At 56.0% G+C, this 24,565-nt stretch carries 19 protein-coding genes; 11 read left to right on the forward strand and 8 right to left on the reverse strand.

The features are described from left to right. Positions 1–93: 93 nt before the first annotated feature. Positions 94–1,464: a VOC family protein gene (locus EA20_RS0117880; protein ID WP_024968130.1), complete on the reverse strand. Its 1,371-nt coding sequence runs from the start codon at positions 1,462–1,464 to the stop codon at positions 94–96. A 115-nt stretch (positions 1,465–1,579) separates the two neighbouring features. Next, on the reverse strand, positions 1,580–2,905 hold the full coding sequence (locus EA20_RS0117885; protein WP_024968131.1) for an aromatic acid/H+ symport family MFS transporter: 1,326 nt from the start codon (positions 2,903–2,905) through the stop codon (positions 1,580–1,582). 307 nt (positions 2,906–3,212) lie between these two features. Between EA20_RS0117885 and EA20_RS0117890 the strand changes: the two genes are divergently transcribed. Next, positions 3,213–4,142: a LysR substrate-binding domain-containing protein gene (locus tag EA20_RS0117890; protein WP_024968132.1), complete on the forward strand. Its 930-nt coding sequence runs from the start codon at positions 3,213–3,215 to the stop codon at positions 4,140–4,142. 20 nt (positions 4,143–4,162) lie between these two features. Here the strand turns inward: EA20_RS0117890 and smrA are convergent, their stop codons facing one another. Beyond that, on the reverse strand, positions 4,163–4,729 hold the full coding sequence (gene smrA, locus EA20_RS0117895; RefSeq protein WP_024968133.1) for a DNA endonuclease SmrA: 567 nt from the start codon (positions 4,727–4,729) through the stop codon (positions 4,163–4,165). Between the two features lie 585 nt (positions 4,730–5,314). Here smrA and EA20_RS0117900 point away from each other — a divergent pair. Further along, positions 5,315–6,070, forward strand: a complete 756-nt coding sequence (locus EA20_RS0117900) for an FNR family transcription factor (protein WP_024968134.1) — start codon at positions 5,315–5,317, stop codon at positions 6,068–6,070. A 176-nt stretch (positions 6,071–6,246) separates the two neighbouring features. Beyond that, a complete protein-coding gene (gene uspE, locus EA20_RS0117905; protein ID WP_024968135.1) occupies positions 6,247–7,197 on the forward strand; it encodes a universal stress protein UspE in 951 nt (316 codons plus the stop codon). A gap of 82 nt (positions 7,198–7,279) precedes the next feature. Here uspE and pntB read toward each other — a convergent pair whose 3' ends face one another. Both pntB and pntA read right to left on the reverse strand, forming a co-directional pair. Then, positions 7,280–8,668, reverse strand: coding sequence for a Re/Si-specific NAD(P)(+) transhydrogenase subunit beta (gene pntB, locus EA20_RS0117910; protein WP_024968136.1), 1,389 nt, complete (start codon positions 8,666–8,668; stop codon positions 7,280–7,282). A gap of 10 nt (positions 8,669–8,678) precedes the next feature. Further along, positions 8,679–10,211 (reverse strand): Re/Si-specific NAD(P)(+) transhydrogenase subunit alpha, encoded by a 1,533-nt coding sequence (gene pntA, locus EA20_RS0117915; RefSeq protein WP_024968137.1) that lies wholly within the window; start codon positions 10,209–10,211, stop codon positions 8,679–8,681. Positions 10,212–10,724: 513 nt separating this feature from the next. Here pntA and ydgH point away from each other — a divergent pair. Both ydgH and EA20_RS0117925 read left to right on the forward strand, forming a co-directional pair. Beyond that, entirely contained in the window at positions 10,725–11,678 is a 954-nt protein-coding gene (gene ydgH, locus EA20_RS0117920) for a DUF1471 family protein YdgH (RefSeq protein ID WP_024968138.1), read from the forward strand. Positions 11,679–11,919: 241 nt separating this feature from the next. Next, complete coding sequence (locus tag EA20_RS0117925; RefSeq protein ID WP_024968139.1) at positions 11,920–13,311, forward strand: amino acid permease; 1,392 nt, start codon at positions 11,920–11,922, stop codon at positions 13,309–13,311. A 247-nt stretch (positions 13,312–13,558) separates the two neighbouring features. Here EA20_RS0117925 and EA20_RS0117930 read toward each other — a convergent pair whose 3' ends face one another. Next, positions 13,559–13,972, reverse strand: a complete 414-nt coding sequence (locus tag EA20_RS0117930) for a hypothetical protein (RefSeq protein WP_024968140.1) — start codon at positions 13,970–13,972, stop codon at positions 13,559–13,561. A 177-nt stretch (positions 13,973–14,149) separates the two neighbouring features. On the opposite strand from EA20_RS0117930, the gene rstA reads away from it, so the two are divergent. The 5 genes from rstA to EA20_RS0117955 all read left to right on the forward strand — a co-directional run bounded on the left by rstA (position 14,150) and on the right by EA20_RS0117955 (position 19,245). Beyond that, positions 14,150–14,875 (forward strand): two-component system response regulator RstA, encoded by a 726-nt coding sequence (gene rstA / locus EA20_RS0117935; RefSeq protein ID WP_024968141.1) that lies wholly within the window; start codon positions 14,150–14,152, stop codon positions 14,873–14,875. Then, on the forward strand, positions 14,872–16,182 hold the full coding sequence (gene rstB / locus EA20_RS0117940) for a two-component system sensor histidine kinase RstB (protein ID WP_024968142.1): 1,311 nt from the start codon (positions 14,872–14,874) through the stop codon (positions 16,180–16,182). The genes rstA and rstB overlap by 4 nt, the downstream gene beginning before the upstream one ends. Positions 16,183–16,199: 17 nt before the next feature. Further along, positions 16,200–17,690: a carboxypeptidase M32 gene (locus tag EA20_RS0117945; RefSeq protein ID WP_024968143.1), complete on the forward strand. Its 1,491-nt coding sequence runs from the start codon at positions 16,200–16,202 to the stop codon at positions 17,688–17,690. 250 nt (positions 17,691–17,940) lie between these two features. Then, complete coding sequence (gene asr, locus EA20_RS0117950; RefSeq protein ID WP_024968144.1) at positions 17,941–18,186, forward strand: acid resistance repetitive basic protein Asr; 246 nt, start codon at positions 17,941–17,943, stop codon at positions 18,184–18,186. A gap of 255 nt (positions 18,187–18,441) precedes the next feature. Next, on the forward strand, positions 18,442–19,245 hold the full coding sequence (locus tag EA20_RS0117955) for a serine protease (RefSeq protein ID WP_024968145.1): 804 nt from the start codon (positions 18,442–18,444) through the stop codon (positions 19,243–19,245). A 201-nt stretch (positions 19,246–19,446) separates the two neighbouring features. Here EA20_RS0117955 and hrpA read toward each other — a convergent pair whose 3' ends face one another. Next, complete coding sequence (gene hrpA / locus EA20_RS0117960; protein WP_024968146.1) at positions 19,447–23,349, reverse strand: ATP-dependent RNA helicase HrpA; 3,903 nt, start codon at positions 23,347–23,349, stop codon at positions 19,447–19,449. Positions 23,350–23,583: 234 nt separating this feature from the next. On the opposite strand from hrpA, the gene EA20_RS0117965 reads away from it, so the two are divergent. After that, positions 23,584–24,189 carry an FMN-dependent NADH-azoreductase gene (locus EA20_RS0117965; protein WP_024968147.1) on the forward strand — a complete coding sequence of 202 codons (606 nt, stop codon included), beginning with the start codon at positions 23,584–23,586 and terminating at the stop codon, positions 24,187–24,189. 43 nt (positions 24,190–24,232) lie between these two features. Here the strand turns inward: EA20_RS0117965 and EA20_RS0117970 are convergent, their stop codons facing one another. Continuing rightward, the gene (locus EA20_RS0117970) at positions 24,233–24,559 is read right to left on the reverse strand and encodes a YdbL family protein (RefSeq protein ID WP_024968148.1); all 327 of its coding nucleotides are present in this window, start codon (positions 24,557–24,559) and stop codon (positions 24,233–24,235) included. Between the last annotated feature and the right edge of the window lie 6 nt (positions 24,560–24,565).

The following is a 24,565-nucleotide window of genomic DNA, read 5'->3' on the forward strand; positions in this document are numbered from 1 at the left end:
TGTATCTTTCGAGAAGAGGCATACGTTAGTGACTCTTCATACCCGCTTATAGCGGACCGGTGGAATATTCACTTAGCCCACCGGCCCTGACCATCAGCGTCCGGCAGGGATAAGCGCGCCGGATGCGTTACACTGTAACAAGCTGGCGATCTCACGCTGCCGGTAGAGGGCAATTTCATCATGCACCGGAGAGCCGAGTGCTTCTTCAAACGCCTGTTGACTGGCGTTACCTGCCGTACCCGCCTGACATTCATCGCCAAGATTGGACTGGAAAATCCCGGCTGCACTGACGGGTAGAAAATCTTCATAGATCACTGGAACAGCCAATAAATATCCTTCATCCAGCAGTTTTTCGCGATCGGTTTCACCCGCAATTCGCGCGGGATCCGCTTTTCCTTTTTCCGTCAGTGACCAGCTAAACCAGGCCAGGCCCTGCTGGCGCAATCTTTGTTCATCGTCAGGGAAGACGCTGAAAACTGCCTCCAGCTGCCGCTGCTGCGTGACGTTGTCACTGGCGGTGCCCGCCTGCGCCAGCAGACGATCGTACAGCGCCCGGCCTTTCGTGGTGAGCGCAATGCCCCGCTGTTCGATTTCACCGAAACGGGCGGTATGCGTTCCCCCGGCATTATCCAGAAAGGTCACTTTCTCTTCCAGCGCGCGGAAGCTGGTCTGCCGCAGCAATAATGGCACCTTCCGCCGTGGCGGCCCTTCAATGGTCGCTTTGGGCGTTATGCCAGCTTCCGGCATCAGAGCCTGAACGCGGTCAATATCCAGCGTACGGGGAGTAAGATGGTTTATGTGGCAGCCTGGAAAACAGACCACATCAGCAATCAGCCGGTGCTGGTGATTTAAAGCCTGATAGACCCTGCTTTCGACCTTCGTCTGCGGATGCCAGCGGAAAGTTTCGAGCGCCTCATGAATGAACTCATTCGCCTGTGTAGCGGTGAAGCCACCCTGCTGCTGATGCAGCGCGACCAGCGCCCTGCAACGGGGCGTAAAAATATCCCGCGCCGCCAGGATACTGACAGCTTGTTCCCGTAAAGTTGGATCTTCTATCAGTTCAGTGCGCAGCAGAGAGGTAAACAGCCGGAACGGATTGACCTTCAGCGCCTCTTCATCCAGCGGACGAAATGCCGTGGAATGCACCGGCACGCCCGCCTGTGAAAGATCATAGTAGCCAACCGGAAACATCCCCATGATAGCGAAGATCTGCCGGAGCATTCCCAGCTCAGCTGCAGTTCCAACGCGAATAGCGCCGTGTCGCTCCACATCGAGGCGGGAAAGCTCACCCTGCTGTTCAAGCTGCTGCCGGAGCAGCGGATTCTGCGTCAGTACCTCTTCATTGACCTGCTTCACCAGCCTCAGCAGCGTGCCGTACTGCGGCACCTCCTGCTGGTACATATCTGACATAGCGCCGGCAAAAGCGGCGCGAAGCGTGTCGGCTGTCACCCATCCGTTTTCCATTATCTGACCCTTCTGGCCTGAGGAGAGGTTATTCAGATTACTGGAAAGCGCAGAAGGCGCAGAAAAGAATTAGCGAACTGTGATCCTGCCCACCCACCGTCCCTTACCTTTGCCGCTATTTCTGACGAACATAACCAAAGCGATATTTGGCCAGCAGCAGCAGTGAGGTCAACACAGCCACCACGGCCAGGAAGGTAAAGACCTCCGTGATATGCCAGCCCATTGCAAGCATCTGCGCTCCGGCAAACGCGCTGAGAATGGCGCCCGTCCGGCCCACACCGTGCATCCAGCTTGAGCCAGTTGCTCTGGCATGGGTCGGATAATAGCTTGCTGACAGCGCATTCGTACCGGTATTGGCGCCGTTAAGACAGAAGCCACTGCTGAAAGCAATCAGACTCAGGATCAGCGTATTTGCTGGCGCGTAACCAATTGCCAGGGTTCCGGCAGCACCGGTAAAATAGATCGCTGCCAGCGCCAGGTTGGCATTAAAGCGATCCATCATCCAGCCAGCAAAGAGTGACCCAATCGTGCCGCCAGCCTGATACATCGCGGTGATCAGGGCGGCCTGTGAGAGGGTCATGCCCATATCTTTCACCAGTAAAGGCAGCCAACTGCCAATCAGGTAGACCAGGAACAGGCCCATAAAGTAACCGCCCCACAACAGCACACTCCCGGTAAGATAAGGGCGTGTGACCACCAGCCTCACCGCGCCAGATTTTTCGACTTTTTCGTTCATCACGAAGCGGCTGTCGGGTCGGACTACTTCGGGAGCCAGTTTGCCGACAACGGCACGGATATCTGTAACGGGTGCCTGATGCGCAAGAAGAAAACGGACCGACTCGGGTAGCCATAACACCAGGACAGGTACAAGGAGCAGCGGCAGCAGACCGCCCATGATTAGCACGGCATGCCAGCCAAAAGTGGGGATAAGCCATGATGCGGCAAAGCCACCCCCCGCAGCGCCGAAGGTGAAGCCGCAAAAAACAACAGTGATCAGAAAGGCTCTTTTCCGTTCAGGAGAATACTCAGCCACCAGCGTGCCAACATTGGGCATTGCCGCGCCAAGTCCCAGCCCGGTCAGGAAGCGGAACAGAATCATCTGCTCAAGATTTTGCGAAAAAGCGGTGACCAGCGTCCAGAGGCCGAAAAAGAAGACGCTGCTGATAATGATCTTCCGGCGCCCGAACCGGTCGGCCAGAGGCCCGGCAAACAGCGCCCCCAGCGCTAGCCCGCCCAGCGCCGCGCTGATCAGCACGCCCAGCTGTGACGTTGTCACGTCCCAGCCACTTTTCAGCGCCGGTGCGATGAAACCCATAATGGCGATATCCATACCATCCATGGCGACGATGGCAAAACAGAGAACAATAAGCCGTTGCTGAAAGCGGCTCAGCCTGCCCTGATTGATCAGGGCACGCACATCTATCGCAGCAGAATGCTCCACGTCAGCGCTCCAGGTTGCCAGAAGTTGTTATTACAGCTGGCTGGTAATCCATAATCACGAGCAGAAGATGATACCGGAGCAGCGACATTTATTTTAGTAAAAAGCACAGGGGTCAACCCGAGACTTCTCATGACGGCGAATGCGCAACTCTTTCGATAAGTACAATGAATAGTGACCACGGCTTGTCAGGGTTAAAAGTAATGGATAAGCGGCTTTCAGGCTTAAATGTTAATGAATAATTGCAATAAGGTTAACAGATTTCATAACGGAGACTTGCCGTGCTGTCAGCCCCTGCTTAACGTAAGGTATGGACAAAAATTATCTTTTTAATCAGCGCATTCGCCTGCGCCATCTGCATACCTTCGTGGCCGTCGCTCAGCAAGGCACGCTGGGCCGCGCCGCGGAGACGCTATCGCTCAGCCAGCCCGCGTTGTCAAAAACGCTCAATGAGCTGGAGGCGCTGGCGGGTGCACGGCTGTTTGAACGTGGCCGTCTTGGCGCGCAACTGACTACGATGGGCGAGCAGTTTCTGACGCATGCTGTCAGAATTTTGGATGCCCTGAATCATGCGGGACAGGCATTTCGCCCTGTTGAGCTGGAGGAGCCGGCCGTGCTCAGGGTGGGCGTACTGACCACCGTTGCGCTGGGAATGTTCCCTTCTATCCTTGAACGGTTTCATCAGGAACAGCCTCAGGCGATAGTTCAGGTTGCCACGCTGCATAATAATGTCCTGCTGGCCGGACTGAAAGCGGGTGAATTTGACGTCGGCATCGGCAGAATGTCCGATCCGGAGATGATGACCGGGCTGACCTATGAATTGCTCTTTCTCGAATCGCTCCGGCTGGTGGTGCGCCCTGATCATCCGCTTCTACGTGACAACGTCACGCTTTCCAAAGCGCTTGCCTGGCCGGTGGTGATTTCGCCTGAAGGTACTGCGCCACGCAGGATAGCGGAAGCCATGCTGCGCGAGCAGAATTGCCGCCTTCCCGCCACGCTGGTGGAAACGTCCTCCACCTCCCTCGCCCGGCAGCTGGCGCTGCGCTATAACTACGTCTGGTTCGTGCCTTCCGGTGCCATTCGAGACGATTTGCTGCACCGCTCGCTGGCGGCACTGCCTGTCGCTTCGCATGGCCCCGGAGAGCCGGTGGGGATCATTACCCGCTCCGGCTCCCGCCTCAGCTTCAGTAGCGAAGTGCTGATCTCCACAATCCGCAAAAGTCACCCAGGTCAGGCATAAGCGACAGCCGGGATTCGATCTCAGCGACTGCGCTTTGCATGGCGTTCCCGGTTTTCCTGACGCGCCTGTTCGCTTTTCCGTAACGCAACGTAGCAGGCTCCGCTGCCGCCATGCTGCGGCTGGGCGATACAGAAAGCCTGAACCGCCTCAAACTGCTGCAGCCAGCGCGACAGATAACTGCGTACGATATTGGCGTGAGAGCCATCTTCACGCCCTTTGCCATGAACAATAAGCAGGTTTCGCCAGTTATTCCGCTCCGCCTGAAGCATAAACGTATAAAGCGACTGGCGGCAGAGTTCCACCGGCTGGCGAAGCAAGTTAAGGCTGGCATCCTGCTGATATTTCCCCAGACGCAGCTTGTCGAGCACCCCCTGCTGGATCCCTTCGGCTTTATATTCCAGCGGCGTGGTAAGCGGGACAATCGTCAAAAAGCCGGTCGCTAACGGGTTATCTAGCTGTTCCTCATCAGGTGTTCTCCGCACCGGCCTGTTCGGGGTTTTCAGCCAGTGTATATCGGTGGGCGCTTTTAAGGGCGTGACGTCACCCATCGCACTCCGGAACAGGTCTTCATCTTCAAGGTCTGTCATGGTGTTCCCCCGATTTAGCCTGCACCAGCCACATCGCCTGCGCAGGTTTAGTGATTACCTGGCTAGTTTAGCAAATCTTCCCTGCCGTGCGATCTTTGATACCCTCACCTTAGCTGAGCTGTTTAATCGCTGATGTGTGACCCGGCTTATTCTGTACCTGGATAATTAATGCGGGTACGGTGAATACCTGTTTTCATATTCCTCCGGCTTGCCGCGAAAAATTATCCTGTTTTCGTTTGGAAAGAAGGGATTCTGAAAGAAAATAATAATGATTCAGCCAATTAATGTCGTTAAGAGAGTGGCGAACGCACGCGCCCTGCCTGAAAATCCGGTACGCTTCAGGGTATTTATTTGATAATAAACGAGGTTATATTTGATGACAAAGTTTGCCCTGTGATAAAAATGGCACGCTGCAATGCATTTCCCAAGAGAATTCAACGGCTTTCGATTGTTTTGTTACAAGCTGATAACCGCAACGACGAGCGTCCCTGGTTTTTATATGGCTAAAACAGGTTTGATCAGTTCCATTTTATGCCCGATGAATGTTAAAATTGACCTTAGTCAATAATCAGTCGAGCGTAAATTATGATCCCGGAAAAGCGTATTATCTCCAGACGCATACAGTCGGGCGGTTGTGCAATCCATTGCCAGGACTGCAGCATCAGCCAGCTCTGTATTCCTTTTACGCTGAACGAGCATGAACTCGATCAGCTTGATAATATCATTGAACGTAAAAAGCCGATTCAGAAAGGTCAGACGCTGTTTAAAGCGGGAGACGAGCTGAAATCGCTCTATGCAATTCGTTCCGGGACCATCAAAAGCTACACCATTACCGAACAGGGCGATGAGCAGATCACCGGCTTCCATCTGGCGGGCGATCTGGTGGGCTTTGATGCCATTAGCGCGGGCGAGCACCCAAGCTTTTCTCAGGCGCTGGAAACGGCGATGGTGTGTGAAATTCCGTTTGAGACGCTCGACGATCTCTCGGGTAAAATGCCGAGCCTGCGTCAGCAGATGATGCGCCTGATGAGCGGCGAGATTAAGGGCGATCAGGAGATGATCCTGCTGCTCTCGAAGAAAAATGCCGAAGAGCGTCTGGCGGCCTTTATCTATGGCCTGTCGCGCCGCTTTGGCCAGCGCGGCTTCTCGCAGCGTGAATTCCGCCTTACCATGACCCGTGGCGATATCGGTAACTATCTGGGCCTGACGGTGGAAACCATCAGTCGTCTGCTGGGCCGGTTCCAGAAAAGCGGCATGCTGGCGGTAAAAGGCAAATATATCACTATCGAAAATCATGAACTGCTTTCGCAGCTGGCCGGTCAGAGCCGCGCCATCGCCTGACGACAAACCGGGCTGCTCCCGCAGCCCGGTATTTAACACTCCGTCCTGCCCATTCTCCCGCCAATGCTTCGCTGACTAATTGTTATTATATTGATCCCGCTACAAGTTTTTGCTTCTGCGCCAGCCACGCTTGGGCTATCTTTAAGCAAATAAGCTCAGCGTTTGGAGAAACCGTTATGGTTAAATATCAAAACATTCTCGTGGCCATCGATCCACAGCAGGACGATCAGCCGGCCCTTCGCCGCGCCGTCTATCTGAACCAGCGTCTGGGTGGCCGCATCACCGCGTTTCTGCCGATTTATGATTTCTCATATGAGATGACCACCCTCCTTTCACCGGATGAACGCACCACTATGCGTCAGGGCGTGGTCAGTCAGCGAACCGAATGGATCCGCGAGCAGGCGAAATCTTATCTGGATGCGGGCGTAGAGATTGATATTAAAGTGGTCTGGCATAATCGCCCGTTCGAAGCGATTATTCAGGAAGTCATTGAGGGCCGTTACGATCTTCTGCTGAAAATGGCCCATCAGCACGATCGCCTGCAGGCGGTGGTGTTTACCCCGACCGACTGGCATCTGCTGCGCAAATGTCCTTGTCCTGTCTGGATGGTAAAAGACCAGCCCTGGCCGGAAGGCGGTAAAGCCGTGGTGGCCGTAAACCTTGCCAGTGAAGAACCCCATCACGATCCGCTGAATGCCAAGCTGGTGAAGGAGACGCTGGAGCTTTCCCAGATGGTGAACAAAACCGAAGTGCATCTGGTCGGTGCCTATCCTGTTACCCCTATCAATATAGCGATCGAGCTACCGGACTTTGACCCCAGCGTCTATAACGATGCCATCCGCGGTCAGCATCTTCTGGCGATGAAGGCGCTCCGTCAGAAATTTGGTATTGATGAAAAAATGACGCACGTGGATAAAGGTTTACCGGAAGAAGTGATCCCCGATCTCGCCGACCATCTGGATGCGGGCGTGGTGGTGCTGGGCACAATTGGCCGCACCGGTTTTTCAGCGGCTTTTCTTGGCAATACCGCTGAACAGGTTATCGATCATCTGCGCTGCGATCTGCTGGCAATCAAACCTGATGGCTTTACTTCTCCGGTTGAGCTTGATGACGACGAAGATGATTAAAAAAACCCGCGCCAGGGCGCGGGTTTAAACGTATCGGGCCAGCTGATTACGCTGACCTGTCCAGCCGGGTTGCCCCGGCTTTTTACAGCGCTTTCAGGATGGCGTCGACCGTTGCCTTCGCATCGCCAAACAGCATCTGGGTGTTCTCTTTAAAGAACAGCGGATTCTGTACGCCAGCGTAGCCAGTGTTCATCGAACGCTTAAAGACCACCACGTTGCGCGCCTTCCACACTTCCAGCACCGGCATACCCGCTATCGGGCTGCGCGGGTCGTCCTGTGCGGCCGGGTTTACGGTATCATTCGCACCAATCACCAGCACCGTGTCGGTCTCACTGAAATCGTCGTTGATCTCATCCATTTCCAGCACGATATCATAAGGCACACGCGCCTCAGCCAGCAGGACGTTCATGTGCCCTGGCAGACGTCCCGCCACAGGATGAATGCCGAAACGCACTTTAATGCCGCGGGCGCGAAGCTTCTCGGTAATTTCAGCCACGGGATACTGCGCCTGCGCCACCGCCATGCCATAGCCGGGAGTGATGATCACCGTTTCAGAGTTTTTCAGCAGTTCTGCTGTACCCTGCACATCAATTTCACGGTATTCACCCTGCTCTTCGCTTTCACCGGTGGAGCTGCTGTCGGTACCGAAGCCGCCGGCAATCACGCTGATGAACGAGCGGTTCATCGCCTTACACATGATATAAGAGAGTATCGCACCGCTTGAGCCGACCAGCGCACCGGTGACGATCAGCAGGTCATTGCTGAGCATAAAGCCCGCCGCCGCCGCCGCCCAGCCCGAATAGGAGTTGAGCATCGACACCACAACCGGCATGTCAGCACCGCCAATGGAAGCCACCAGATGCCAGCCGAACGCCAGCGCAATCAGCGTCATCAGCAGCAGCGCAATCACCTGAAGCGCGATGCTGTCGGTACGGACAAAGATGAGCAGCAGGCAGAACGACACAACCAGCGCCAGCAGGTTCAGCTTATGACGGTGTGGCAGCATCAGCGGACGCGAGGAGATTTTGCCCCGCAGTTTGCCGAACGCCACGAGAGAACCGGTAAAGGTGACGGCACCGATAAATATTCCAACAAAGACTTCCGTCAGATGAATATTTTCCAGCACAGCCTCCATGCCGGGAGCATGATCGATATAACTGTTGAAGCCGACCAGAACCGCGGCCAGACCGACAAAACTGTGCAGTATCGCCACCAGTTCCGGCATTTCGGTCATTTCAACTTTCTGCGCCAGCCGGATACCGATGGCACCGCCGATCACCATCGCCAGCAGGATCCAGGCAACGTTGCCGCTGTCCGGGCCTGCGATGGTGGCGATCAGGGCGATCGCCATCCCGGCGATCCCGAACAGGTTGCCCTTCCGGGACGTTTCATGTTTTGAGAGCCCGGCCAGGCTCGCGATAAAAAGCAGTGCGGCAACAATGTATGCTGCAGTAACTAATCCGCCAGACATTGTTTATCCCCTAGTTTTTACGGAACATTTTCAGCATACGCTGAGTGACGGTGAACCCACCAAAGATGTTTATGCTGGCAATCAGTACCGCAATAAACGACAGGAAGCTTACCCAGCCACCGTGGCCGATTTGCAGTATGGCACCGACCACGATAATGCCGGAGATGGCATTGGTCACCGACATCAGCGGCGTATGAAGCGCGTGACTGACGTTCCAGACCACGTAATAACCGACCACGCAAGAGAGCGCAAAGACGGTAAAGTGGGAGAGGAACGACGGAGGGGCCACATTCGCCAGCCAGCCAAACAGAATGATGGCCAGCGCGAACAGCGCATACTTCCGGTAAGGCGAAGCGGGTTTTTCTTCCGGCTTTTCCACCGGCGCTGCGGCTTTTGGCACCGCCTTTGGCGCGGCTGAAACCTGGATAGGCGGCGCAGGCCAGGTGACTTCGCCCTCACGCACGACGGTCACGCCACGGATCACCACATCCTCGAAATCAACCGCAACCTCACCGTTCTTCTCTTTGCAGAGCAGCTTAAGGAGATTAACGAGGTTGGTGCCATAAAGCTGAGATGACTGGGTCGGCAGACGGCTTGGCAGGTCGGTATAACCGATGATCTTCACGCCGTTCTCCGTGACGAACACCTGATCCGCCACCGTCAGCTCACAGTTCCCGCCGGTCTGGGCGGCCAGATCAACGATCACGCTGCCTGGCTTCATCGAAGCGACCATCTCTGCGGTGATAAGCTTCGGTGCGGGGCGCCCCGGAATCAGCGCGGTGGTGACGATGATATCCACTTCTTCAGCCTGCGCGGCGAACAGGGCCATTTCAGCTTTGATAAAGGCTTCTGACATCACTTTGGCATAGCCGTCGCCGCTGCCCGCTTCCTCCTCAAAATCGAGCTCGAGGAACTCAGCGCCCATACTTTGCACCTGCTCCTTCACTTCCGGACGGGTGTCGAAGGCACGTACGATCGCGCCCAGACTACCTGCCGCACCGATTGCCGCAAGGCCGGCCACGCCTGCGCCAATGACCATCACTTTCGCGGGCGGCACTTTACCCGCGGCGGTGATCTGGCCGGTAAAAAACCGGCCAAACTCGTGCGCGGCTTCAACGATGGCGCGGTAACCCGCGATATTGGCCATCGAGCTCAGCGCATCCAGCGACTGGGCGCGGGAGATGCGCGGTACGGCATCCATCGCCATCACGGTAACCTTACGGGCCGCGAGTTTCTCCAGCAGTTCCGGATTCTGGGCTGGCCAGATAAAACTCACCAGCGTGCTGCCCTCGCGCGCTAGGGCGATCTCTTCATCATCCGGTGCGTTAACTTTCAGGATGATATCGGCCTGCCAGACGCTGGCCGTATCACTCAGCGTTGCGCCTGCAGCAGCGTAAGCCGCGTCATCGAAGCTTGCCAGTTTCCCTGCCCCGCGCTCTACCGTAACGCTGAAGCCTAGCGACAATAACTGCTCTACCGTTTTCGGTGTTGCAGCAACTCGCGCTTCGTTGGGCAACCTTTCTTTGGTTATTCCAATTAGCATAATATTCCCTTTCATCAGTAGGTATGATGGTGGTCCTGCCTCCGACAGCCGGCGTGACCTTCAGAGGATTTGTGTCAAACTGTTTATAAGCTACTGAAAATATGTCCCGCAATCCAGCTAAGCCCGGCCCGTTTCTGCACATTGCCGATAATAATTCACAGGCAAGGGGCAAAGACGTTATTTAATGGCTGAATTTCCGCATTTTATACAGATAATCTGCTGGTTAAATTTCTGCCATGAGAGGCGCGATAGCGATTAAAATCACTATTTAACAAAGCATTAACGCTGCTGGTGCAGCAAAAAATAGCCTGTTTTGCTGCTGTACAAAAAATCCCACTGTTTTGCAGTAATTTGTTACGCCAACTTATTCTGCACAGGGCGCCTGGCTTAATGGCTCAAAATGGCTGAGACAGAGGCATTATTACATGCAATAATCGGCAGCTAATCTGTTACACATCAAGAGTCCAGCACGTTTTCATACTCATTTTTTGCGCAAGGCGAAGGATTATTTTTATGAAGCTGAAGATTACCATTCTGGCATCAGCCCTGTTGTCACTCACCGCATTAACCGCACAAGCGGCGCAGGAACTGACGCCGGAAAAAGCGGCAGCGCTGAAGCCTTTTGACCGTATCACCGTCACAGGCCGCTTTAATGCCATCGGCGACGCGACCGACGCCATCTCCAAACGCGCTGATGAGCGCGGCGCCGCCGCCTTTTATATTCAGGGCATTAATGATACTAACGGTAATGGCGGCAACTGGCGCGTCGTGGCTGACCTCTATCATGCCGATGCCCCTGAAGCGAAGGAACAAAGCCGTGACCGCGTGATTAACGGCGTGCGCGAACTGAACAAGCAGGAAGCCTTTAAGCTGGAACCTTATGACACCGTTTCAGTCAGTGGTTTTTACCGCAGCCAGCCGGATGTGAATGACGCCATAACACGCGAAGCCAAAAAGAAAGGCGCAGCCTCCTTCTTTATTGTTCGCCAGGTTGATGCGAACAGCGGCGGTAACCAGTACATCACCGCCTATATCTATAAAGCGGATGCACCGGAGCGCAAAGTTCAGTCTCCCGATTTGATCCCGGCTGATTCCGAAGCGGGCAAAGCGGCGCTGGCGGCTGGTGGCACTGCGGCGAAAACGGTCCAGATCCCGGGCGTCGCCTCTTCTGCAACACCGAGCACCAACGTGGGCCGTTTCTATGAAACGCAGAGTTCACGGGGTCAGCGCTATACGGTGACCACGCCTGACGGCAAGAGCGTGCAGGAGGTGAACGCCATCACCGCAGCGCAAATGCAACCGTTCGACAGCGTGACCTTTACCGGCCATTTCGGTACGCCAACGGAAGTCTCCGAGGCCGTTGGCCGCGCTGCCATCGATAAAGGCGCCAAGTACTATCATGTCACCCGTCAGTGGTCAAACCAGAGCGGTGGTAACCTGACCATCTCTGCGGATCTCTTTAAATAGTCTCTGAAGACGGCCTGCTGGCCGTCTTTCTTTCCCATCACGCCCGCCTGTGCATAGTAATTACATCTTTTTTGCATAAACACGCACTTATTGCCCCTCTTCACATTGCATCTGCTGAACGCACTCCGTAAAATCGCCAGCCGGTTTCAGGGCTATAATCGGTATTCAGGCAAAACCACCTGCATGAAACGCGAGATGCCGCTCTGAACGTGGTTTTTTATTCTGCTATCGGGACGATTCCTTGAACAAAAAATTAGGCCTTACCGCGCTGACCGCGCTGGTGTTGAGTTCTATGCTCGGCGCGGGCGTTTTCAGCCTGCCGCAAAATATGGCAGCGGTCGCCAGCCCGGCAGCCTTGCTGGTTGGCTGGGCGATAACCGGCGTGGGTATTATCCTGCTGGCATTCGCCCTGCTGCTGCTTACCCGCCTGAAGCCGGATCTGGATGGTGGAATTTTCACCTATGCCAGAGAGGGTTTTGGCGAGCTGGTCGGCTTCTGTTCCGCCTGGGGCTACTGGCTCTGCGCGGTGATTGCCAATGTTTCCTATCTGGTGATCGTCTTTTCAGCGCTAAGCTTCTTTACCGATTCACCCGACCATGTGGTCTTTGGCGACGGCAATACCTGGCAGGCGATGCTGGGCGCCTCACTCCTGCTCTGGCTGGTCCACTGGCTGGTTCAGCGCGGGGTGCAGACGGCGGCCAGCATTAATCTGCTGGCGACGCTGGGCAAACTGGTTCCGCTGGGCTTGTTTATCGTGCTGGCGGCGCTGGCATTTAATCTCGATCGCTTTAAGTTCGACTTTACCGGTGTCGATCTCGGTACGCCTGTCTGGCAACAGGTGAAAGACACCATGCTGATTACGCTGTGGGTATTTATCGGCGTGGAAGGCGCGGTGGTGGTCTCGGCCAGAGCGCAGAATAAAAGAGATGTGGGTAAAGCCACCCTGCTGGCGGTAGTGGCGGCGCTGGTTGTCTATCTGCTGGTGACGCTCCTTTCTCTCGGCATAGTGCCGCGGGCGGAGCTGGCCGGGATGCGCAATCCTTCTATGGCTGGCCTGATGACCCGCCTGATTGGCTCCTGGGGGGACCTGATTATCGCGCTGGGGCTGGTGGTCTCGGTGTGCGGCGCTTACCTGAGCTGGACGATTATGGCGGCGGAAGTCCCGATGCTCGCCGCCGAAAAAGGGGCCTTTCCCCGCTCGCTCGCCCGGCAGAACGCTCGCGGTGCCCCCGCGGCCTCTCTCTGGTTGACCAATCTCAGCGTGCAGCTCTGCCTTATTCTTATCTGGTTAACCGGATCGGATTACAGCACCCTGCTGACCATCGCATCTGAAATGGTGCTGGTGCCCTATTTTCTGGTGGGGGCATACCTTTTTAAGGTTGCCTGGAGCATGAAAAAACCTGGCGTAATGGCGGTGGCTGCTGGGGCGAGCGCCTACGGCCTCTGGCTACTCTATGCCTCCGGCCCGCTGCATCTGCTGCTCTCCGTGGTGCTCTATGCGCCTGGCGTGATGTTGTTTCTGTTCGCCCGTCGTAACGGACGCGGCGTTGGCAAACTCAGCGGCCTTGAGAAAATGTCGATGGGCGTCCTGGTGCTGGGCTCGGCGCCGGCGCTCTGGATGCTGGTGCGCTAACGCCTGCCGATCCCGCCCATCGCCGGGCGGGATTCGGAACACCCTGTCGCTATTAAGCTGCAACCCGATCGTTTCAGGTAAGCCTTAAATACTCTCCCCGTCTCCGCCATTCGTCTGATTCGCCTTAACGTGCCTGATTTACCGGAATCAATATCAGAAGCGGCCAGTTATTCCAGCTATGCCAAGGTCGGCCGCCGCAGACGATAAAGGGCGCGAAGAAGGGTCATACAGCGGGAATGCCGGTCAGCTAGTGAGAAAAGTGCGGGATGCGAACCGTTAAACGATCGTGGCTCTGCTGGAGTTCAAGAGGTTTGACATACTCCTGACGAATCGCCTCAAGCTGCGCCTCTGAGAGCGGATAAGGGAGCAGAATATCGAACAGGCGGATGCGCTGCTGCTCAGCCAGAGTGATCAGGCGGGCGATATTGATTTCGTCACTGACCTGAGTGGAGATAATCTGTAACGCCAGCGCTTTCAGTCTTTCGGAAGGCGGCTGCATCAGGTCGGGAGAATTTTTGGTCACCATGCCGAAGATGGGAAGAACGCCGTAAATCGCGTCGACAAAACGCCAGCGTTTCTTGCAGGAGGCAGAGAGAAAGTCGATATAATTAAGGCAGATAGGATCACTGTGCACCGCAGAAGCCAGCTCTTTATCAGACACCCTTACACTCCTTTCACAATTAATGGTTCTCCACAGGCTGCCGTAACAACCCTGCTAATATAATGGCATATTTTACGCGCCGTATACTACTCATTGAACTTTATTTAGCGTCCATGATTGGCTGGCAGGCAAAACAACGGGTACTCTTGCTGCCTCTATTTTTAGAAAAATCTCCCTATGAACAGAATTGTATTCGTTGAAGACGATCCGGATGTGGGGTCACTGATTGCTGCCTATCTCAGCCGTCACGATATTGAGGTGATCGTCGAGTCCAGAGGCGACCGTGCCGAAGCAACCATCGCCGCCGTCTCACCTGACCTGGTGATGCTCGATATTATGCTGCCAGGAAAGGATGGCATGACGCTGTGCCGGGACTTACGCGCCGGGAAAAGCTGGACAGGTCCCCTGGTGCTGCTGACCTCGCTGGACAGCGATATGAATCACATCCTCGCGCTTGAAATGGGCGCCAGCGATTATATTCTGAAGACGACGCCACCCGCGGTATTACTGGCCCGGCTTCGTCTGCATCTTCGTCAGGCTGGCAGCGGCACTACCGATGCGGTTGCTGCGCAGATGCAGGTTCAGAAGCCGCTCTGTTTTGGCACGCTCTCGGTTGATCCCGTGAACCGCCAGGTGACGCTGGGCGGCGATAGTATTCCTCTTTCCACGGCCGACTTCGATCTTCTCTGGGAGCTGGCAACGCATGCGGGCACGATCCTGAACCGCGATGCCCTGCTGCAAGCCCTGCGCGGCGTGGCTTACGATGGTCTGGATCGCAGCATTGACGTGGCTATTTCGCGACTGCGCAGGAAGCTGCTGGATAGTGCCACCGAGCCCTACCGCATCAAAACAATCCGTAATAAAGGCTATCTGTTTGCTCCGCACGCCTGGGATATGCCGTGAGAAAACTCTTTGTTCAGTTTTATCTGCTGCTCTTCGTCTGCTTTCTGGTGATGGCGATGCTGGTCGGCCTCGTTTACAAATTCACTGCCGAGCGCGCTGGCCGCCAGTCGATGAACGACCTGATGAAAAGCTCACTCTATCTGATGCGCAGCGAGCTGCGGGAAATTCCGCCTCGCGAGTGGACAAAAACCATTAACAATCTCGACCTGAATCTCTCGTTTGAGCTGCATATCGAGCCGTTAAATAAATATCAGCTCGATCCTGCCACGCAGCGCAGGCTACGGGCGGGTGAAATTGTGGCGCTTGATGATGAGTACACCTTTATTCAGCATATTCCACGCAGCCACTATGTACTCGCGGTGGGTCCTATTCCCTACCTGTTCTTTCTTCACGAAATGCGACTGCTCGACATTGCGCTGCTGGCGCTGATCGGTATTTCCCTGGCGCTGCCGGTGTTTATCTGGATGCGGCCCCACTGGAAAGAGATGCTAAGGCTGGAAACAGCGGCACAGCGGTTTGGGCAGGGGCATCTGGATGAACGCGTGCATTTCGACAACACCTCAAACCTGTTACGGCTTGGCGTGGCGTTTAACCAGATGGCGGATAATATTAATACGCTGGTCGCCAGCAAGAAACGGCTGACGGATGGCATCGCTCATGAACTCCGCACCCCGCTGGTCCGTCTGCGCTACCGTCTGGCGATGAGCGAAAATCTGACAGAAGCGGAGGCGGCGGGACTCAATCGTGATATCGGCCAGCTGGAGGCACTGATAGATGAGATGCTGACCTATGCCCGCCTCGACCGCCCGCAGGTGGAACTGCATGCCCAGCGGCTGGATCTCACCGGCTGGCTGGAAGAGCGGCTGACGGATATCCGTCTTATAAACCAGGATTTTGTCATTGAACTGGACAGACCGCGACAGCCCGTCAGCGGCATGGTGGACAGCCGTCTGATGGCGCGGGTGCTCGATAATCTGGTGAATAATGCGCTGCGTTACGCCACCAGCCGGATACGCATTGGCATTGGGGTGGACAACGACAGGCTTTGCCTCCAGGTGGAAGATGATGGCCCCGGCATTCCACCAGCGGAACGCGAGCGCGTTTTTGAACCCTTCGTCCGGCTTGACCCCAGCCGCGATCGTGCCACCGGTGGCTGTGGCCTGGGTCTGGCGATTGTCCACTCGGTGGCGCAGGCGTTTGAGGGGCGCGTGACAATTGATGCCAGCCCGCTGGGCGGTGCGCGCGTTCGCTTTTGCTGGCCGGTTACTTTACCCTTACCTTCTCCCGCGCTGTCTGACAGCGTTTGATTATTTAAAGGAATGCTATGTCATCTGCCTACGAGAACCTGACCAGAACCTTTACCCGGCTGTCACGCTTTGGCCACCTTTCTGCCATTGCCGGCTGGGATATGTTTACCATGATGCCTCCCGGCGGCAGCCAGGCGCGGGGCGCGGCGCTGGCGGAACTGAGCGTCCTGCAACACGAAATTCTTACCGGGAAGCAGGTCAGTCAGTGGCTGGATGAGGCGGAGCAGGCGTCGCTGAACGATGTGGAACAGGCCAACCTGTTTGAGATGCGCCGTGCCTGGCAGCAGGCCGCCCTGCTGCCCGCTTCGCTGGTGGAGGCCAAATCGGTCGCGGGTTCGCGCTGTGAGCACGCCTGGCGTCAGCAGCGTCCGGCCAATGACTGGCAGGGTTTTGCGCAAAACCTGAAAGAAGTGGTGGCGCTGAGCCGTGAAGAAGCAGAAATACGCGCCCAGGCGAATGGCTGCTCGCGTTACGATGCGCTGCTGGATATTTTTGAGCCCGGCATGACCAGCGCCAGCCTGGATAAAACCTTCGGCGACCTGAAGCAGTGGCTGCCTTCGCTGCTTCAGCGCATTGTTGATAAGCAGGCGAGCAGCCCCGTGGCTTCGCCGGTTGGCCCTTTTGCCATCGAATCGCAGAAGCGCCTCGGGCTGGCGATCATGAAACAGTTCGATTTTGATTTTTCCGCTGGCCGGCTGGACGTCAGCGCGCATCCTTTCTGCGGCGGCGTACCGGAAGATGTGCGTATAACCACCCGTTACAACGAAAATGAGTTTATCAGCGCCATGATGGGCGTTATTCATGAAACCGGGCATGCGCGCTACGAGCAGAATCTGCCTAAGCAGTGGGCGGGTCAGCCCGTCGCCCACGCCCGTTCAACGGCCATTCATGAGTCGCAGAGCCTGTTTTTTGAGATGCAGCTCGGCCGCAGCGCGGAGTTCCTGACCCTGCTACTGCCGCAGGTGAAGCAGCTGCTGGGCGATGATCCCGCGCTTGAGGTCAGCAACTTTATCGCGCTTAACCAGCGCGTCAGACCAGGCCTGATCCGCGTGGATGCCGATGAAGTCAGCTATCCTGCTCATGTGATCCTGCGCTATGAGATTGAGCGGGCCCTGATTGAGGGCGACATCGAGGTAGAGGATATTCCCACGCTCTGGCAGGAAAAAATGCAGGCGATGCTGGGCCTGGATACCACCGGCAACTACCGTGACGGCTGCATGCAGGATATCCACTGGACCGACGGTTCCTTCGGCTATTTCCCGACCTATACGCTGGGCGCCATGTATGCGGCTCAGCTTTTCGGCGCGCTGAAAACGGCGCTGCCTGAGGTCAGCGAACTGGTGCGGGAAGGCAACCTGCAACCGGTCTTTGACTGGCTGAGGCAGAATATCTGGCAACATGGCAGCCGTTTCACCACCCGACAACTGATCGAGAACGCTACTGGTGAGGATCTCAATCCTCAGTGGTTCCGCCAGCATCTGGAAAACCGCTATCTGAACGGCGGCTGATCCTGCGTTAAAGACATTAAAGGATAACGCATTTCCTTATGATACCAGCGTGCATGTTATGCCCTTCACGGCATGATATGCACCTTCCCCGCTTTCACATTGCCTGTACGTCCTTGTCTGTTATGGACTCTCCAGCGTTGTACAATCCGTTACACGCCGATACCAACCACTCACTGAACGGCCTGCGTTTTTCGCATAAAGTCTCTCTACCGGCCCAGTGAGGGCTGACTGATGAATGTGAGGGTTTGCTATGAAAAAATTATCTGCTCTGGTTATCGCTGCGGCGATGAGTCTCTCTACCGTTGCTTTCGCTGCAGAAACGGCTGCCGCACCTGCTGCCCCAGCTAAAACCAGCGTGACGCATCATGCCAAACATCAGAAGCACCATAAGGCTGCTGTACAGAAAGCGCAGGCGGCAAAAAAACATACACGCAAACACAGCCATAAAGCACATCCTGCCTCCGCACAGGGTAAACCTGCTGCACCACAGGCCTGATTCAGGACCAGCTAACTGACACACCCGGCACGCCGGGTGTTTTACGGAGTCGCGGATCATGCTGCGTCGCTATCGGTTCGAAATCATTCTGGTGACGCTCATCCTCTGCGGAGTGGCCGCAGCAGGCTTCTGGCTATAGCGCCGTAGCGTGCTGATATTTAAAAAAATTAAACTCCCTTTTAATTCAGTAACCGTCTATAGTTATTATCACTTCACGATTTTGTTATTTCATTTGTTCTCCATTCTGAGAAAGAGATGCGTCTGACAGCTCTGTTATTCATTGGGTGTTTAGCCTGTTCGTTTTATACCCACGCTGACGATGAGTCAGGCGATGCCGACATCAAAACGCTTTTCTACGGTAAAGATGACCGTAAACCCATTTCTGATTCCGTCACGCAGCCCTGGGAAGCCATCGGCCAGCTGGAAACCGCCAGTGGCAACCTCTGTAGCGCCACGCTTATTTCCGCCCATCTGGCGTTGACCGCCGGACATTGCCTGCTGACGCCGCCGGGAACTATTGATCCTGCGGTCGCGCTGCGTTTTATGGCTGATGAGCACGGCGGCTGGCGCTATGAGATCCGTGATATCGAGACGCGGGTTGATCCGGAACTGGGCAAAAAACTGAAGGCGTCCGGCGATGGCTGGATCGTTCCCTCCGCCGCTGCTCCTTATGATTACGGACTGGTTATACTGCACAACCCGCCCTCCGGCATTACGCCGGTGCCGCTGTTTGCCGGCAGCCGCAGTGAGCTGACCGCCGCGCTTAAGCGCGCAGATCGCAAAGTGACCCAGGCGGGTTATCCGGAAGATCATCTTGAAACGCTCTACTCCCATAGCGACTGTCTGGTGACCGGCTGGGCGCAGAGAGGGGTTCTTTCGCATCAGTGCGACACGCTGCCAGGCGACAGTGGCTCACCGCTGCTGCTGAGGGTGGACGATCAATGGCAGCTTATCGCGGTGCAAAGCTCCGCGCCGGCGGCCAAAGATCGCTATCTCGCCGATAACCGCGCCATCGCCGTCACCGCCTTTCGCGATAATTTAGAAGCGCTGGCGCGATAGCGCCCCCCGGCATAGACAGAGTTTGGCAGAGGGCAGAAACCGGATTGAGGCCCTGCCCGTACAGAAGAATAAGCATTGCGTCTGACAGTCTGGGCCACGCCTTCCCTGGCGTGGGTTATTGTACTGCTCCCTTCACGTTACGCTTGCCGTACTAAGTGGCTCTAAAGTCTGTCATTCCCTTTTCACTCTCCTGGTGTGACGTCAGGCGGCTGAGATTTCATCCATCGCCTGCTGAATGCGCTTCTCAGAAACCGGATAAGGCGTACCCAGCTGCTGAGCAAAGTAGCTGACGCGTAGCTCCTCTATCATCCAGCGCACCGCCTGCACCTCTTCATCATCACGGCGTACCGGCGGCAGCTTATTGAACCAGCTGCTCCAGGCCTGCTGGATTTTCTCCACTTTCAACATCCGGGCGCGATCGCTGTGCGGATCGACCGGCAGTTTCTCAAGACGCCGCTCGATGGCCTGCAGATAGCGCAGCGTGTCGCCAAGCCGCTTCCAGCCGTTCTGCGTCACAAAACCACGGTAAACCAGCCCGCCCATCTGCGCTTTGATATCCGCGAGGCTGAGCGCCATCGTCATATCAACCCGCCCCTTCAGCCGCTTGTTGATAGTGAACACGGCGGTCAGGATTTGCTCCACCTTTTTGGCGATTTCCACCACCGTCTCGTTCAGTTCGGCGCGCACTTTCTCATGCAGCTTCGCAAATTCCGCTTTCTGCCAGGTAGGTCCGCCAAACTCGTCAATCAGCTGGTCGACGCCGCAGGCGATGCAGTCATCAATCAGATCCAGGACTTTGCCGTAAGGGTTAAAGTAGAGGCCAAGCTTGGCTTTATTGGGCAGCTTTTCGTGCAGATACTTAATCGGTGACGGAATATTCAGCAGCAGTAAACGACGCTGTCCGCGCCACATCGCCTTACGCTGTTCGTGCTGGGAATCGAACAGCCGGATAGCGACGCTTTCTTTCTCATCCACCAGCGCTGGCCAGGCCTTGACGCTGTAGCCGCCGCGTTTCTGTTCATAGTGATCCGGTATATCGCCAAAGCTCCAGATATGCAGGCCGCTCTGTTCCAGGCCATCGTCAGCGACGTTGGAGAGCGTCTCCTGGACCTTACCTTTTAGCTGAAGTTTCAGCGCGGCGAGATCGCGTCCTTCAGCCAGCTTGCGGTTATTTTCATCCACCACGCGGAAGGTCATTTTCAGGTGATCCGGAACCTGATCCCACTGCCAGGCTTCGCGCTCTATGGTCACGCCGCTCATGCGCCGGAACTCGCGCTCCAGCGCATCGGTCAGCGGCAGCTCGAACGGCGTGGCGCGGGCAAGAAAGGCCTCAGCGTAGTTAGGCGCCGGCACAAAGTTACGACGTAACGGTTTCGGCAGCGACTTGATCAGCGCGATAACCAGTTCGCGTCGTACGCCTGGGATCTGCCAGTCAAATCCACGCTCGTCCACCTGATTCAGCAGCGGCAGCGGAATATGCACCGTGACGCCATCGGCACCGGTTCCCGGCTCAAACTGATAGCTCAGGCGCAGCTTCAGGTTTCCCTGCTGCCAGAAGTTGGGGTAATCCAGCTTGCTGACGCTGCCGGCGCCCTCTTTGATTAGCATCTCTTTGGCGAAATTCAGCTGCTCAGGATTATCGCGGCCCGCCTGTTTCCACCAGCTGTCAAAGTGACGGGCAGAGACAACGTTATGGGGTATCCGCTGGTCGTAAAAAGCAAACAGCGTCTCGTCATCCACCAGAATGTCGCGACGGCGCGACTTATGCTCCAGCTCCTCCACTTCCTCACGCAGTTTGAGGTTGGCGCGGAAGAAAGCGTGACGGGTTTGCCAGTCACCTTCCACTAACGCATGACGGATAAAAAGCTCGCGGGAGAGTGCCGGATCGATTTTTCCATAATTAACTTTACGGGCGGCGACGATGGGCAGGCCATAGAGCGTCACTTTTTCACTCGCCATCACCGCGCCCTGAGCTTTTTCCCAGTGCGGTTCACTGTAGCTACGCTTAATCAGATGCTGGGCGATCGGCTCAATCCACTCTGGCTCAATACGGGCAGCGATACGCCCCCACAGCCGGCTGGTTTCAACCAGCTCCGCCACCATGGTCCACTTCGGCGGCTTTTTGAACAGGCCAGACCCCGGAAAAATGGCGAAGCGGGCGTTACGCGCGCCGGTAAACTCCTGCTTGTCGGTATCTTTCTGCCCGATGTGGGAGAGAAGCCCGGTAAGCAGCGCGGTATGCACACTGCGAAAATCGGCCGGTTCACTGTTGAGTGGGATCCCCAGCTCTCGTACCACCTGACGGAGCTGCGTGTAGATATCCTGCCATTCCCGCACCCGCAGATAGTTAAGAAAATCGGCCTTGCAGAGCCGCCGGAACTGGCTGGAACCCAGCGCTTTCTGCTGCTCCTGCAGATAATCCCAGAGATTCACGAATGACAGGAAATCGGACTCTTTATCCGCAAAGCGGCGATGTTTCTCATCCGATGCCTGCTGCTTTTCGACTGGCCGCTCACGGGGATCCTGGATCGAGAGCGCGGAGGTAATGATCATCACCTCACGCGTACAGCCGTACTTCTGCGCTTCAAGCACCATTTTGGCCAGACGGGGATCGACCGGCAGCTGCGCCAGCATTCTTCCCGACGGCGTCAGCCGGTAGTGCTGATTCTCCGCCTGGGTGATGGCGCCCAGCTCTTCCAGCAGCTTCACACCATCCTGAATGTTGCGTTTGTCCGGCGCTTCAACGAAGGGAAAGGCGCTGATATCGCCCAGCCCGAGCGCGGTCATTTGCAGAATGACCGAGGCCAGGTTAGTGCGCAGGATCTCCGGGTCAGTAAATTCCGGACGGCTTAAGAAGTCCTCTTCCGAGTAGAGGCGAATACAGATCCCTTCCGACACACGACCGCAGCGCCCTTTACGTTGATTGGCCGAGGCCTGGGAGACGGGCTCAATCGGCAGCCGCTGAACCTTGGTACGGAAACTGTACCGGCTGATGCGGGCCGTGCCCGGATCGATAACGTACTTAATGCCTGGCACGGTCAGCGATGTTTCGGCGACGTTGGTCGCCAGCACGATGCGCCGGCCCGCATGGGACTGAAACACGCGGTTCTGTTCAGCATTTGAAAGCCGTGCATAGAGCGGCAGCACTTCCGTATGCGGCAGATCGCGCTTGTTGAGCGCATCAGCGGTATCACGGATTTCCCGTTCCCCGCTCATAAAAATCAGAATGTCTCCGGCGCTCTCCTGGCCAAGTTCGTCCACCGCATCGAAAATTGCCTGAAGCTGATCGCGATCGGTATCATCAGCTTCTTCAACCACCGGCCGGTAACGCACCTCAACCGGATAGGTCCGGCCTGAAACTTCAATCACCGGCGCATTATGAAAATGACGGGAAAAGCGCTGTGGATCAATGGTCGCGGAGGTGATAATCACCTTAAGATCGGGACGGCGCGGCAGCAACTCACGCAGGTAGCCCAGCAGGAAATCGATATTCAGGCTGCGCTCGTGGGCTTCATCAATGATGATGGTGTCATACTGCATCAGCAGACGATCCTGCTGGATTTCAGCCAGCAAAATACCGTCGGTCATCAGCTTAACCTGAGTGGTTTCACTGACGCGATCGTTAAAGCGGACTTTGTAGCCGATGCAGCCGCCGGGCGTGGTTTGCAGTTCATCAGCGATACGATCGGCAACGGTTCTCGCCGCCAGGCGACGCGGCTGGGTATGGCCGATAAGCCCGGTGACGCCCCGCCCCAGCTCCATACAGATTTTAGGCAGCTGGGTGGTTTTCCCCGAGCCCGTTTCCCCCGCAACAATCACGACCTGATGCTGACGGATGGCCTCAGCGATATCCTCTTTTTTCTGGCTGACCGGCAGGTTTTCCGGATAGCTGATGCGCGGCGTGGCCGCACGACGCTGGGCGACGCGCTGGGCGGCCAGGGTAATTTCCCCGCTCAGCTCCTCCGCGATAGCCTGCTGAGCAGCGGGGTTTTTCACTTTTTTTGCGCCATGCAGGCGCTTAAGCAGACGCTGCCGGTCGCGCAGCATCAGTGTATCAAGCTGCGTGAACAGTGCCGCCAGCGGCGATTGGGGTGTATCAGACATAAGGTATAGCGCTCGCTCTGTTGCCGTTCAGCCGGGCAACAACTGTTGTTCTGGTGAATAAAAATTTTGCGTATTGTAGCACATGCAGTGAGTTAGCGACGGCCTCGCGCGGCCAGGTTGTTCAGTAAATTCGAACGTTGGCCTCAGAATATTGCACTATCACTGTGGACGATTTCTTCATAGAGTATCTCTCATTGAGCGGAAGGTCCTCCGCGTAACAGACAGGAAATCATCATGAGCAAAGTATTAGTACTGAAATCCAGTATTCTCGCCGGTTACTCACAGTCTAACCAGCTGGTCGATCACTTTGTCGAAGAGTGGAAAGCGGCACATGGGGGTGACGAACTGACTATTCGCGATCTGGCAGCAAACCCTGTGCCGGTGCTGGATGGTGAGCTGGTTGGCGCGATGCGTCCTTCCGATACGCCACTGACGCCACGCCAGCAGGAAGCGCTGGACCTGTCTGATGAACTGATCAATGAGATCAACGCGCACGACACCATCGTTATTGCGGCACCGATGTACAATTTCAATATCCCGACGCAGCTGAAAAACTATTTTGACCTGATTGCCCGTGCTGGCGTGACCTTCCGCTACACCAGCAACGGTCCTGAAGGCCTGATCACCGGTAAGAAAGTGGTGGTCATTTCCAGCCGTGGCGGTATTCATAAAGATACCCCAAGCGACCTGCTGACCCCTTACCTGAAACTTTTCCTGGGCTTCCTGGGCATGACTGAGGTGAAATTCGTTTTCGCGGAAGGGATTGCTTACGGACCGGAAGTGGCGACCAAAGCCGCCAACGACGCAAAAGAAGCGCTGAAAGAGATCGTAGCGGCTTAATCTGCACGTCTCAGCGCCCGGGCAGCCTCAGGGCTGCCTTTTTTTATGGCGTCTTTCTGAACCACTTACCGTTAATCCCGCGCACGTATTCTCCCGGCGAAGCCCGCTCCACCAGTTTCTGCCCGGCGATGCCCGCCACATCGTCAGCCTTCATGCCATTTTCACGCGCAATTCGCTGATACTCAGCACGACGTCCCTGATTGACTCTTTCCACCAGCGCCTGCGTTTGTGCATCCTCAGTACGTGGCGCAATATAGCCTGAAAACGTTTCCCCTACGCGTCCCTGCTGACGACCTTCATCCAGCGTCAGCGCCTGCGCGGCTGGCGAGAGCAGTAATACGCCCAGCATGGCCATTGTCAGCCTGTTCATGGTGCC

Origin of the sequence: Pantoea sp. IMH, assembly GCF_000599885.1 — a bacterium.
Taxonomy (GTDB): domain Bacteria; phylum Pseudomonadota; class Gammaproteobacteria; order Enterobacterales; family Enterobacteriaceae; genus Erwinia.